The following is a 13,066-nucleotide window of genomic DNA, read 5'->3' as shown; positions in this document are numbered from 1 at the left end:
TTGAACCCAATCCGTCTTATTATTGCAGACGATCAGCGACTTCTCAGAGAAAGCTTGCGTACCGTTCTGGATTTGGAGGCAGACTTGGATGTGGTAGGCCTTGCCGAGAATGGACAGCAAGCGTGCGAACTCACGGAGCAATTCAAGCCAAATCTGGTTTTAATGGATGTTCAGATGCCTGTAATGGATGGCATTCAAGCCATTCGGGAGATTCATGCCCGGATGCCAGAGACTCAAGTACTGATCCTGACTACCTTTGCCGAAGATAAGTACATTATTGAGGGTTTAGCGGCTGGAGCCATAGGTTATCTGTTAAAGGATATGGATAAACATACCCTATTACAGGCGATCCGGGATGCTGCGGCAGGACGACACATGCTTACGCCGGAGATTGCATCCAAGCTGGCTGTACGTCTGTCTGCCATGACGAAAAGTCATCAGGTTCATTTCAATGCCGAGAAGCTGAGGCATGCAAGGGTAGAATTTACCGAGCGAGAGAAGCAAATTATTGCGCTTATGATTCAGCCAATGACCAATACTCAGATCGCTGAGGCGTTGTACATGAGTGTAGGCACAATCAAGAACTATATCAGTGTCATTTACAGTAAGCTGGGCACCAGTGATCGGATGCAGGCTGTAGCGTATCTCCATGATTTTATGGTGGCGGAAAATAGGTAATTATGGTTTTGTGGCATAGCATAGCAGGGCAGGAGGCCCGTTCCCTTAATCGATTTAGAAGAAGAGACTATTTCCGCTATCAGAGGAAATAGTTTTTTTCTTATTTGAGTTTGCATTAAGCTGCGTCAGGCAGACAATAGTGCGGTAATCGCATTCTGCATTCTTTGAGACCCGTATTCATTTTAATGAAACGTATGTCGTGTTATTCATGTATTATAGTCATATGAACATACCCGAAGGAGGAACGAATGATGGGAATCTTATCGAGGTTTAGAGACGTGATGAAGGCCAATGTGAATCATATGCTGAACCGGGCGGATGACCCGGACAGAACTGTGAATGAGTATATGCGCAGTTTGAACAGTGATTTGGGACAGGTGAAGGCCGAGACAGCTGCGGTGCTGGCGGATGAAAATCGGGCCAAGCGAGCGCTGGATGAGTGCCAGGCTGAGGTGAACAAGTTACAGCGTTATGCGGAGAAATCGGCAGAGTCGGGTGATGTGGATAAGGCACGCAGCTTTTTGGAGAAAAAAGTGAAACTGACGGGCAAACGCAATGAATTACAAGCGGCGTATGACCGGACTTCCGCCAAAGCTCAGATGATGAAACACATGAACGACAAGCTCGTTGCAGATTTGGGGATATTGGAAGCCAGACACACAGACCTGAAAGGCCGAATGGCTGATGCAAAGGCACAGCAGCAGTTGAATGACCAGAATGCCTCTGCGAGCCGTGCTGAATCCGCATTTAAAGCGATGGAAGATCAAGCGAATCAGGCACTGAACGAAGCGGAAGCACTTGCAGAACTTCGTGCAGGCACACAGGAAGATGATCTGGATGAACTGATTGCGCAGTTAGAGCGGGATATGAACGCAGATGCGGGTAATAGGGAGAAGGAGAATCCAAGTCCAAGTGCGGACGAGGAGCTGGCAGCGATCCAGGAGAAAATGCAGAAATAAGACATCCAATATAGACACGGAGGTGAACAGATGCCGGTATTAGAGTATAAATGTCCGAACTGCGGCAGCGGCATGATTTTTGATAGTGTATCCGGTGCATTATCCTGTCCGAGCTGCGGACGTCAGGACAACATTGAACAGCTTCCCGATCCCTTGAAGAAACAGGTGTTTACCGAGGGAGAAGTGAAGGAATATCACTGCAACAGCTGCGGAGCAGATATCGTAACCGAGCCGGAGACAAGTGCAACGACATGCAGTTTCTGCGGTGCGGCGGTGGTGCTGAGTGATCGGCTGACGGGCCATCTGGCCCCGGCGATGGTGATTCCTTTTTCCATCAACAAAGAGCAAGCGAAACAGGCGTTCAAAAAATGGTGCAGAAACGGTCTGCTCACGCCCGGTGGCTTCATGACCGCCGATCGCATCCAGAGTGTTACCGGCATATACGTGCCGTTTTGGCTTTATGATTTACATAACCGAATTGAGGTCCACGCCCAAGGTACCAAGGTACGATCCTATACGCAAGGTGACTACCATTATACGGAGACGCAGCATTTTGATATTTATCGCAAAATTCGGTTGGAATATGTGAATCTGCCCATCGACGCATCGGAAAAAATGAACGACGAGCTGATGGATAAGCTGGAGCCTTTTCCCTACAATGAACTGAAATTGTTCAAAACCCCGTATCTGGCGGGATATATTGCGGAAAAATATAGTTATACCGAAGATGAGCTTTTTCCACGGGCCAAGGATAAAACGAGATCCTACATTGATTCGTACATCGCCTCTACCGTATCGGGATATACAAGCGTGAGCTACACCAATAAAGAGATCGATACCAAGCTCAAAAATGCAGACTATGTGCTGTTACCCGTATGGATGGTCAACTATGATTACAACCGCAAACAGTACACCTTTGCCATGAACGGACAGACGGGTAAAGTGGTCGGCAAACCGCCGATTAGTAAAGCTAAAGTGGCCGGATGGTTCACAGGCGTTGCTGCTGTTTCGATGTTGTCGCTGAAGCTGGTGTCGTGGATGATGGGTGGTGGATTCCTGTGAGCAAAAAAAGACCTGCAGCGGTGATGGCTGCGCTAATCGTACTCCTAGTCATGATACTGGCTCCGATCTTCCCTATATCGTCGGCATCCGCAGCGGAGAACAAAAACCTCATCTACGATGAGGCCAGTCTGCTAAGTGAGCAGGATCGAAATGAATTAAATGCACTGGCAAATCAGTATTCAGCAGAGCGGCAGACGGACTTGATCATTTACACGACTAACAACGAGGAACAGAAAAGTGACAAGTTGCTAACTCAGGAATTCTACGATAACCGGGCACCAGGGTATGATAAACCTCACGGGAACACTGTTATGCTGACATTGGATATGTACAATCGGGATGTATATGCAGCGGGTTTTTATAAGGGTGAAGAATACGTTGATAACAGCAGGGTAGATAAAATTACAGAAAAAATTGCTCCAGACCTGTCGGATGGCAATTATCGGATGGCTTTTGAAAAGTTCTTGAACCTGTCTTATGAATATCTGGATCTTAAGCCTGGGGTAAACCCGGACAATATTTTATTCAAAACATGGTTTCAACTTGCTGCATCCGTAGCCATTGGTGGCATTGTGGTTGGCGTTATGACGTACCGTTCGGGTGGGCGTGTCACGGTAAATCGTGCAACCTATGAGGATTCGGAGAACTCGCATGTGATTGATCGTCAGGATCGATATATCCGCACAACGGTCACCAAGCGTAAGATTGAGAAAAATAATAACAACGGTGGAGGCGGCGGAGGTGGAGGTAAAACCGCGGGTGGACATTCGCATAGCGGTAGCAGCCGGTCGTTCTAAGTGTAATCACGAGACATATCGCCATCATTGTTGGTTCATGGCACAACGTAGATAAGGCCTGACAGGTTTATTATAGAAGGGATGGGATTGAGCATGGGATTTTTTAAAAATCAGTTCTCTAACGTGGTGGAATGGGAAGAATTCAGAGATGATATGATCTTCTGGAAGTGGAGTAATCGTGAGATTAAGAAAGGCAGTAAGCTGATTATTCGTGCGGGGCAAGATGCGATCTTCCTGAATAACGGCAAGGTGGAAGGTATTTTTGAGGACGAAGGTTCGTTTAATATCGACTCGGAGATCATTCCGTTTCTGTCCACGCTAAAAGGGTTCAAGTTCGGATTCAACAGCGGTATGCGGGTTGAGGTTTTGTTTGTAAATACTAAGGAGTTCACCGTCCGCTGGGGTACGCAAAGTCCGGTACTGATTCCGACACCGCAGCTTCCCGGCGGTATGCCAATCCGGGCCAATGGAACGTTTAACTTCAAAGTGAGTGACTATGTGACTCTAATTGATAGAATTGCGGGCATCAAACAGAGCTATCTGGTCGATGATGTCAAAATCCGCATCACATCTGTGCTGGATCAGTTGCTGATGAAGTGGATCAGCCGTGAAGGCAAGGACATGTTCAATCTACAAGCGAATGCTTCGGATATTGCACGCGGTATTCAAGAGGATCTGGATATGCAGATGATGGATATCGGGATTGGTATTACCGGTTTCCAGGTGATGAGTTTCAACTATCCGCAGGAAATTCAGGATATGATCACCAAAACGGCTTCTCACGAGATGATTGGCAATCTGCAAAAATACCAGCAGGTGAGTATGACGGACGGTATCTCGTCTGGTAAAGTACAGGGCGGCGGTGCTGCCTCGGATATGGCAGGTATGATGATGGGGATGAACATGGCAAATGAGATGATGAAAAACATGAACCAGAATAGCCAGAATTCAAATAATCAGAACCAAGGTCAACAGCAGAACAGTCATGCTGGTGCATCTCCGTCTTCAAGTGGTGAGGGTAAAAAGCCGAACTTCTGCCCGAACTGTGGTGCGAAAAATGAAGGAGCCAACTTCTGTCCGAACTGTGGACAAAAATTGGCATGAAGTTAGGCTAATCTGCATTCAGCTGGTATCTGATTGTTCGTGTAAGTAAGTTAAGCTTATCTTATATATTCTAGGCTGAACTTCGAATAAAAGGTTAGTTCTACAGGAGATTATATCCGTAGGGCTAACCATTTTTGATTTTGTTTAAGTAGGAAGCGATAGGATCAATGCGAAGTACATCTACATATTCAAAAGTTCACCCCGTTTTATTTTTCATAAAAAAAAAGTGTTGACAATCGATTCGAAATAATTTATCTTTATATTAAGATATTTAATTTGAGTGCAATTGAAATCAACACTTTAGGATATAATCAAATAAATATCTTCAACTGATTGAATAGGAGGAGAGATCCAGATGATGATTCCAACATTGACAAGAATTAATGAACTCGCGAGAAAAGCCAAAGCGGGTGGATTGACGGAGATGGAGCAGGCTGAACAGACTCGCCTTCGCCAGGAATATTTGCAGACTTTCCGTGGTTCGGTCAACGACATTTTGCTGAATGCCACCATCTATGATCCTAACGGCGATGACGTGACTCCAGATAAATTGAAACAAGAGCAGGCGTCCAGACAGAATCCATAGAGTATTGCTGCAGAAGACTGATCCAACATTCCCTGATCGGGATGGCTAATACGACTACTGTACCACTAGTGCAGGTTTGAATTCCGATTCTGCATGAGTGGTACAGATTATATATCTTAATTTAAAGATAATTGAAAATAAAACATAAAAAATAAATGAGCTTACAACCCACGGAGGAAATAATGATGAACATTCAAACGACAGGCATCCACCACATTACTGCTTTTGCTGGAGATCCGCAGGCCAACGTTGATTTTTACGCCGGAGTTCTGGGACTTCGCCTGGTGAAAAAAACAGTGAACTTTGACGCACCGGATGTATATCACTTGTACTTTGGTGATGGACACGGCAGCCCGGGAACGATCATTACCTTCTTCCCGGCAGCAGGTTCACCACGAGGCCAGATTGGCGGTGGTCAGGTCGGCATCACCTCGTATGTCATTCCACCAGGCTCTATGAACTTCTGGCAGAATCGACTGGAAAGTTTTAATATCGAAGTGACCCGCACGAACCGTTTTGATGAAGAGTTGCTGCAATTCGAAGACAGCGAAGGTTTGCGTCTGGAATTGGTTGAGCGGGAAGAGGGCGCTGCGAATACATGGGTGCAGGAAGGTATTCCAGCTGAACATACAATTAAAGGGTTTGGCGGAGCAGTACTATTCAGTGTGAACCCACAACGTACAATGGATGCGCTTGAGCGTATTCTCGGATTTGTGAAAGTGGGCGAAAATGAAGAATATGCCCGTTTCCGTTCCATTGGTGATATCGGCAACATCGTAGATGTGCCTGTTACCCGCGTACCGCTGGGTATGGGCGGTGCAGGAACGGTGCATCATATCGCATGGCGCGCAGTCGATGATGCACAGCATGTACAGTGGAGTGAAGCCGTGCGCGAGTACGGGTACCAGCCGACACCGGTGCGGGATCGTCAGTATTTCAACGCCATTTACTTCAGAGAAGCCGGCGGTATCCTGTTCGAAATTGCGACTGATCCTCCAGGTTTTGCGAGAGACGAACCAGCCGAATCGCTTGGACAGAAACTGATGCTGCCGGAGTGGTTCGAGCAATACCGGACTCGGATCGAGGATAATCTGCAACCAATCCAGGTAAGAACCCTTATCACTGCTGTGACGGAGTGAGGTGGACAGAAGAGGAAAATCGAAAAATCTGGGGATAACCGCTACTCTCCAGGTTATTCTGTCCTCGAAGTGTACGTGTAAACACCTATGTTTCAACTAATATGAGACTAACCAAAGGAGCATTGCGGGATGATGGAGAAAAAGGTCACCTGGCTGGAGCTGTTCTATGATTTGCTTTTTGTTGCGGCAGTCTCCAAAGCAGGCCATGTCTTGTTACATGCCGAGCACGGCGTCATTACAATTGAATATCTATTGAAGTTCGTGTTAATTTTCATCCCGGTATGGTGGGCATGGGTTGGTCAGACCTTGTTTATCAACCGTTATGGTCAGGATATTCTGAGCCATCGGATTTTCCTCATCCTTCAACTGCTGTCCGTTCTCATCATGACGGCGAGTCTGTCCACTCATTTTGATGAACACTATCTATCCTTCTTCCTAGGTTACATCGGTTCCAGAGCGTTTACCGCAATTCAGTACCTGACGATCCACAAGTCGAAAAGCAAGCATCAACAGCAGGCTGCCCGTTTCCTGGGCTTCTCATTTATTCTTGGTATCGTGATCTCATCGGGTTCCCTGTTCTTTGATTCGTGGGTGCGTTATGTGATTCTGTATGCCGGGATTGCCATCGATATTATTTTGCCACTACTGGGCCGTAAAAACCTGGTGAGAGTGCCTGTGCAGACACACCATCTGCTGGAACGTTTTGCTCTCTTTACACTCATCCTACTCGGTGAATCTGTCGTCAGTATTATCGCGGTGTTGTCAGCCGATCACTGGGATCTGGAATCCATTCTGTTCGCTGTCTTCACGTCCTTGTTTGTCATCGCCATGTGGTGGCAGTACTTCGATAACGTGGAGAAAAAAGTGAGCAAAGAGATGCAGACCGCCGGGCAGGCTATCATCTACGGGCATCTATTTATCTACATCTCCCTGAGTATGATCGCTGCTTCGATTCAACTGCTGTACCAGAACCTACTGAACTATGAGTTTATGCTTGCGTTTGTATTTGGCTCGGTGTTGCTGTATTTCCTATCGACAACCCTTGTGTTTCATCGCTACAGACATCCGCATCTTCGCCTTGGGCCGCGCCATCTGGTAATCATGGTAAGCCTGTTAGTTGCTTTTGTAGTGGTGGATCTGATCTATCATGTACCCGGATATGTGATTATGGGTGAGAATATGTTGTTCTTTCTGGTGTATGCGAAGCTGACGACCTGACCTGTCTGTATATAAAAGAAGTGAGAGCCACGGACAACTTATGTTCGTGGCTTTAAGATCTCAAATAATTTATTCAGATTTGTATACAAACGGAGATGTTTTTATATTGGTTCTGAGAGAAGTTCTATAAGATAAGACTGTCGTTTTTTTAATACTTCCGTTGTCCATTCTGAACTTTGTTCTATAAAAACTTTATTTGCACTAAAGGCGTCGATCCTCTTCTTTAAGTATATTTGTTTTTTGTCTACAAAATCATGATTACTCAGTGCACTATTTTTCTTTTGACTGATCAAAACGAGGTTAGCTATACGGTCAATCCAATAATCTCTACTATCTTTTGAGAAGTTTTTGTCCCATTGACTATTTTTTCGAGGGTTTCGAGGCAGAATATGTTCTACAGTAATATACTGATAGTTTGATAAGTGTACGGTATTGTCACCAGATAAATATTCAATTTTTAAAAGTAAGTGCCTTGCAAATTGTTTTTTATAAATGCTTCCTTCGATATTCTCTCTTAATTGTTTTGAGTCCACATGAAATAACTTTTTGTGATTTAATAAATCATTTAAGTTTTGTTTGCTAGTCTTATCTATTTCCTTAAGTATAGTATTCATTGCATCTAGCCGTATTGTAGGCGAGATGCCGCATACCCAGTCCCCTGTGAATTTGAATTCTAATTTTTTAAGGAATAACTCTAACTTTTCAATTCCAAACTTAGCATAGTAGTGCATTAGTGGCGGTATCCAATCTTCAGATCTTAGCCCTATTTTCATTACGGTAAGTAAATTTTTTATACTATTACTTAAGTTTTCATCTTGTAGTTCAATAATCTTTTCATATATTTCATTATATTTGTTAACGAATTTCAAAGTATCTTCCCCTAAGCGAAGAAGTGGCGTTTTGGAGGCCTTAATCTGATAAATTTTATCGTTAAACTCTTCAAGTAGGTTGGCCCTAGCCTTTTCTTGTATTAGTATCGTTCTTAAGAATTGTAAAAAACGATCAAAATCATCTCCGTGCTTGCTTTCAATTTCCTCCCAAATTTTAGCGTATTTATTTTTCTCTTTTTCATTGGACAAAGCTCCAATATTCTGTGATTTGAGTATATCTGCGTTGGTTAAAGGGATGCCTCGATTGTTCAGGATGGTGAAGAGACGAAAAGCATCCTCAGTATTCTCTGTTGATACATATATGAATATCGCTTTATTAAAAATAAATTTTATAAATTCTTCAAGATCACAGATCTTTTCCATATTAGAAAACTGTTTATGTAACTGTATTATGGTATTAGACATATTAGATATAGACACATTGTCATTTCCAATTTTAGATTGTAATTCATTATAGTAAGTAGTGCCATGTAGTTTCACAATGTAATTTTGGATAAAGTCTTCAACGTTATCCCTGATTTTATATGTGATTCTAGTTCGAGATGGTATGCTCTCTAATGCGTTCTCTTCTTGATAAATTTTTTTATGCAATGTGTCTTTATATTTTGAATCAGCAACTTTATCTCTTAGAACAGCCATCATGATAAAAAAAGTTGTCAATCTTTGCTGGCCATCTAATACTTCGTATTCAGGAAAAGATGTATCTTTAAATTTTTTTAGGACCAGTGAACCGAGAAAGTATTCACTTTCAGATTTGTTGTTAAACGCAAAATATAAATCATCTAATAATTCCGTAATGTTATCAGTCTGCCACACATATGAACGCTGATATTCAGGTACTAAGAACCAGAAATCTTCAGAGAAAATTTTTGAGAGAATCTTTTTATTTGCATCAATCGTTCCTGTTGACATCTAATTCACACTCCTAATAGAACTAACAATAAAGTATGTAAAAACATGGACATTATAACATATATTTTTCTCGCAAGTATTTATAGTGCAGAAATTTAAAAATTAATATCCCTAACTAAACCATAATAAGAAGTAAGTTATGTTTTGTGGCTTTCATTTTTGCTATAAGAACATGAATATTTCTCATATATTTTCATGTAGGCAATCTGTTAAGATGGGACTAGGTACAAGTAAATCTGCCATATCCATGAAGTTCGTTCTATTTTTAAATGAGCTTAGTCGGGGAAAGAGCGATATTTAGGTTATTTTGCCATCGTAGTAATTGGGGTACGATCTAATCTTGTTTTATAAATAGCCAGTTCACAGATATGGAGATGACATTCAGGAGGGAAATCACTTGAGTACAAATCAAATTGGAGTTCCATTAGAAGGGTTTGCAGAGTTCAGCCGAACGGTAGCTGCAGAAGGTGCTGTTCTACTCAAAAATGAAGGACAGGTGCTTCCACTTCGTGATTCCGAAAACGTTTCAGTTTTTGGCCGGATCCAAGTGAATTATTATCGCAGCGGTACAGGTTCAGGCGGTAGTGTACATGTGGCGTATACAACGAACCTGCTGGACGGACTACGCAGCAAAAAGAACATTACGGTCAACGAGGAATTAGCAGCCGTTTATGAGAAATGGATCGAGGAAAATCCGTTTGACGATGGCGGTAAAGTATGGGCAGCCGAGCCGTGGAATCAGAAGGAAATGCCGCTTACAGACGAGCTGGTTGCGCAGGCTAGAAGTAAATCCAGCAAAGCCATTGTGGTCATTGGGCGTACCGCAGGGGAAGATCAGGATAATGCAGATGCACCTGGAAGTTATCGTCTGACAGATGATGAGAAGGCGATGCTGAAGCATGTGACGAACCATTTTGAACATACGATTGTGGTACTTAACGTCTCTAATATTATGGATATGAGCTGGCTGAACGAAACGGTTCTGCATCCGATTCAAGGTGTAATTTACTCCTGGCACGGCGGCATGGAAGGCGGTAACGCGATCGCGGACGTATTGGCTGGAGACGTGACACCAAGCGGTAAATTGACGGATACGATTGCATATTCCATCGAAGATTATCCGTCCACAAGCAACTACGGAAACGAATTCAAGAACCTGTATCAGGAAGATATTTATGTGGGTTATCGTTTTTTCGAAACGTTTCGACCTGAAAAAGTACAATATGAGTTCGGTTATGGCTTGTCGTACACCACTTTTGCCACACAAATCGAGGAAGCTCGCACAGTGACCAACAACGGTGAAACATCGATCGAGGTTCGCGTGAACGTGACCAACTCCGGAACAACCTATGCGGGTAAAGAAGTGGTTCAGGTGTATTACGAAGCACCGCAAGGAGAGCTGGGGCAACCGGTGAAGGCGTTAGCCGCTTTTGGCAAAACAGGACTGCTGCAGCCTGGCGATTCCGAGCTGTTAACGATTCGTTTCCCGGTAGATCGCATGGCTTCGTATGATGATGCGGGTGTAACGGGATATGCTTCCGCATACGTGCTTGAAGCTGGAACGTACCGTCTGCATGTAGGTACGAGTGTGAAGCAGGTAGAGCATGTTGGCGTGGATGGGCAAGACGGCTACGTTGTAGACACGGTTCAACTGGTGGAGCAATTGCAGGAAGCGATGGCGCCAACGGAAGATTTTACACGCATGAAACCGGGTATTCGCAAGGCGGATGGATCGTATGAGCTGATTTACGTGGACGTGCCGAAACGCAAGGGGTCCATCGCAGAACGCATTACGCAAAACTTGCCGCAAACGCTGGAGCAAACAGGCAATCAGGGTTATAAACTTAGTGACGTGAAAGCGGGTAAAGTCAGTCTGGAAGCCTTTGTAGCTCAACTGAGTGATCAGGATCTGGCAGCAATTGTGCGCGGGGAAGGCATGAGCAGTCCGCTGGTCACTTCGGGAACCGCATCGGCTTTTGGTGGCGTGAGTGACAGCCTGTTTAACTATGGCATTCCCGTGGCGTGTACGGCAGACGGTCCGTCCGGTATCCGTATGGATAGTGGGGAAAAGGCAACACAAGTCTCCATTGGTACGTTATTGGCGGCAACGTGGAACTCAGATTTGGTGGAAGAACTGTATGTGATGGAAGGACAAGAGTTGCTGCGCAATCAAGTGGATACCCTGCTCGGGCCTGGACTCAATATCCGCCGCAGTCCGCTGAACGGCCGTAACTTCGAGTACTTCTCGGAAGATCCGCTGATCTCGGGTGTATTTGCCGCAGCATGTACGAAAGGTATTATGAAAGGTGGCTCTAACGCCACACTGAAACACTTTGCCTGCAATAACCAGGAGAAACACCGTAGCAAAGTTGATGCTGTTGTATCCGAACGTGCACTGCGTGAGATTTATCTGAAAGGGTTCGAGATCGCAGTGAAAGAGGGTGGAGCGAACTCCATCATGACCTCCTACAATCCGATTAACGGACACTGGGCCGCGTCCAACTACGATCTGAACACCACAATTCTGCGCGGAGAGTGGAACTTCGACGGTATTGTGATGACCGACTGGTGGGCCATTATGAACGATGTGGTAGAAGGCGGAGAAGCCGATCGCAAGTTCACGAACTGGATGGTTCGCGCTCAGAATGACCTTTACATGGTGGTGCCAAACTATGGCGCAGAGATCAACGGCTGGGACGACAACACGATGGAATCGCTTGAAAATGGAACCTTGACCCGCGGCGAGCTGCAACGCTCCGCGATCAATATCTGCAAATTCATCATGAACGCGCCGGTATCCTCACGCAAACATGAGATTGTAGAGAACGTGGCTTCATTCCAGGCGAACGCGTCCCTGTCAGCGGCAGACGCTCAGTCGCTGGCTGAGAATGCACAGGTAAAACCTGCGGTAACTGAGCCTGTATATATGAAAGTGGATGAAGCAGGCCAATACCGGATTATCGTGCAGATCATGTCACCTGAGCCTGAACTGGCGCAAAGTGCATGTAATGTGCTGCTGAATGATCAGCTGGCTACGACGATTCAAACGAATGGTACAGAGGGCAAATGGATCAGACAAAAGCTGGTGAAAGTGCAGCTGGAAGCTGGCTTGTATGAACTCAAGCTGGACTTTACCAAACCAGGACTGCAGATCGATTGGATCGAATTCAAGCAGGTGTAGGTTGGTTAGGTTTTAACGGTATGCGTGCGATATAAAAGGTGACATGTAATAGATTGGCACATGCATGCATTCGGGTCTCTTTCTAAGTAGAAGTGTAATAGTGTGGTGCTAAAACCATTACTGGGATGATAACAAAGGACACTGCGTGCAGTGTCCTTTTGTTGTCACCGGAGGAGCAGACTGTTATGATCGAGTTACGGGATCGTGGTCAAACAGAATAATGAGGTCAGGGGTGTGGCAAACGATGAAAAGATACAATTACTTAAGTCCGATTCTGCTGATTGTCGTTGCATTGATCGTGCGGGGGCTGGTAACCAACGTGTGTATGCTGTTTGGACTTTCGCAAGAGGTGTCCAGCAATATAGCGATGCTTGCCATGATTATTGTGGCTTTGATTATGTTTAACCGAATGACAAAAGCCCGGCGTAACAAGTAGATAGGCACGATATGCGATGAGTGAAGTAGATATAAATGAGCAATTTTGAAAGCCCTTTATTATATTTAAGGGTGAGTAACATGGAAGACTGGAACAGGTCACCA

11 protein-coding genes are annotated in these 13,066 nt (G+C 44.8%); 10 read left to right on the top strand and 1 reads right to left on the bottom strand.

Annotation, left to right across the window (positions count from 1 at the left end; genetic code table 11):
• From ACUTVW_RS20870 to ACUTVW_RS20835, 8 genes are all read left to right on the top strand, one after another.
• Nucleotides 1–678 carry a response regulator gene (locus ACUTVW_RS20870; RefSeq protein WP_445647542.1) on the top strand — a complete coding sequence of 226 codons (678 nt, stop codon included), beginning with the start codon at nucleotides 1–3 and terminating at the stop codon, nucleotides 676–678.
• A 251-nt stretch (nucleotides 679–929) separates the two neighbouring features.
• Nucleotides 930–1,637 (top strand): PspA/IM30 family protein, encoded by a 708-nt coding sequence (locus ACUTVW_RS20865; protein ID WP_445647607.1) that lies wholly within the window; start codon nucleotides 930–932, stop codon nucleotides 1,635–1,637.
• Between the two features lie 30 nt (nucleotides 1,638–1,667).
• On the top strand, nucleotides 1,668–2,699 hold the full coding sequence (locus tag ACUTVW_RS20860; protein ID WP_445647541.1) for a TFIIB-type zinc ribbon-containing protein: 1,032 nt from the start codon (nucleotides 1,668–1,670) through the stop codon (nucleotides 2,697–2,699).
• A gap of 23 nt (nucleotides 2,700–2,722) precedes the next feature.
• Nucleotides 2,723–3,496 (top strand): TPM domain-containing protein, encoded by a 774-nt coding sequence (locus tag ACUTVW_RS20855; RefSeq protein WP_445647606.1) that lies wholly within the window; start codon nucleotides 2,723–2,725, stop codon nucleotides 3,494–3,496.
• Nucleotides 3,497–3,589: 93 nt separating this feature from the next.
• Nucleotides 3,590–4,600, top strand: a complete 1,011-nt coding sequence (locus ACUTVW_RS20850; RefSeq protein WP_445647540.1) for an SPFH domain-containing protein — start codon at nucleotides 3,590–3,592, stop codon at nucleotides 4,598–4,600.
• Between the two features lie 358 nt (nucleotides 4,601–4,958).
• Nucleotides 4,959–5,186 carry a DUF896 domain-containing protein gene (locus ACUTVW_RS20845; RefSeq protein ID WP_090924289.1) on the top strand — a complete coding sequence of 76 codons (228 nt, stop codon included), beginning with the start codon at nucleotides 4,959–4,961 and terminating at the stop codon, nucleotides 5,184–5,186.
• A gap of 185 nt (nucleotides 5,187–5,371) precedes the next feature.
• The gene (locus ACUTVW_RS20840) at nucleotides 5,372–6,325 is read left to right on the top strand and encodes a ring-cleaving dioxygenase (RefSeq protein ID WP_445647605.1); all 954 of its coding nucleotides are present in this window, start codon (nucleotides 5,372–5,374) and stop codon (nucleotides 6,323–6,325) included.
• A gap of 129 nt (nucleotides 6,326–6,454) precedes the next feature.
• Nucleotides 6,455–7,543: a low temperature requirement protein A gene (locus ACUTVW_RS20835; protein WP_445647539.1), complete on the top strand. Its 1,089-nt coding sequence runs from the start codon at nucleotides 6,455–6,457 to the stop codon at nucleotides 7,541–7,543.
• A 101-nt stretch (nucleotides 7,544–7,644) separates the two neighbouring features.
• Here the strand turns inward: ACUTVW_RS20835 and ACUTVW_RS20830 are convergent, their stop codons facing one another.
• A complete protein-coding gene (locus tag ACUTVW_RS20830) occupies nucleotides 7,645–9,345 on the bottom strand; it encodes a DUF262 domain-containing protein (RefSeq protein ID WP_445647538.1) in 1,701 nt (566 codons plus the stop codon).
• A gap of 397 nt (nucleotides 9,346–9,742) precedes the next feature.
• On the opposite strand from ACUTVW_RS20830, the gene ACUTVW_RS20825 reads away from it, so the two are divergent.
• Together ACUTVW_RS20825 and ACUTVW_RS20820 are read left to right on the top strand one after the other, a co-directional pair.
• Entirely contained in the window at nucleotides 9,743–12,526 is a 2,784-nt protein-coding gene (locus ACUTVW_RS20825; RefSeq protein ID WP_445647537.1) for a glycoside hydrolase family 3 C-terminal domain-containing protein, read from the top strand.
• Between the two features lie 244 nt (nucleotides 12,527–12,770).
• The gene (locus ACUTVW_RS20820) at nucleotides 12,771–12,962 is read left to right on the top strand and encodes a hypothetical protein (protein WP_090924244.1); all 192 of its coding nucleotides are present in this window, start codon (nucleotides 12,771–12,773) and stop codon (nucleotides 12,960–12,962) included.
• The last annotated feature ends 104 nt before the right edge of the window (nucleotides 12,963–13,066 follow it).

The sequence above is a fragment of the Paenibacillus sp. TSA_86.1 genome (assembly GCF_052691815.1).
The sequence above is the reverse complement of the archived record's forward strand: the minus strand, read 5'-3'. Positions and strand labels throughout refer to the sequence as shown.

Bases quoted from the DNA above. Each gene is read 5' to 3' on its own strand.
- ACUTVW_RS20865 (WP_445647607.1), top strand. From the start codon at position 930: ATGGGAATCTTATCGAGGTTTAGAGACGTGATGAAGGCCAATGTGAAT.
- ACUTVW_RS20860 (WP_445647541.1), top strand. From the start codon at position 1,668: ATGCCGGTATTAGAGTATAAATGTCCGAACTGCGGCAGCGGCATGATT.
- ACUTVW_RS20855 (WP_445647606.1), top strand. From the start codon at position 2,723: ATGGCTGCGCTAATCGTACTCCTAGTCATGATACTGGCTCCGATCTTC.
- ACUTVW_RS20850 (WP_445647540.1), top strand. From the start codon at position 3,590: ATGGGATTTTTTAAAAATCAGTTCTCTAACGTGGTGGAATGGGAAGAA.
- ACUTVW_RS20845 (WP_090924289.1), top strand. From the start codon at position 4,959: ATGATTCCAACATTGACAAGAATTAATGAACTCGCGAGAAAAGCCAAA.
- ACUTVW_RS20840 (WP_445647605.1), top strand. From the start codon at position 5,372: ATGAACATTCAAACGACAGGCATCCACCACATTACTGCTTTTGCTGGA.
- ACUTVW_RS20835 (WP_445647539.1), top strand. From the start codon at position 6,455: ATGATGGAGAAAAAGGTCACCTGGCTGGAGCTGTTCTATGATTTGCTT.
- ACUTVW_RS20830 (WP_445647538.1), bottom strand. From the start codon at position 9,345: ATGTCAACAGGAACGATTGATGCAAATAAAAAGATTCTCTCAAAAATT.
- ACUTVW_RS20820 (WP_090924244.1), top strand. From the start codon at position 12,771: ATGAAAAGATACAATTACTTAAGTCCGATTCTGCTGATTGTCGTTGCA.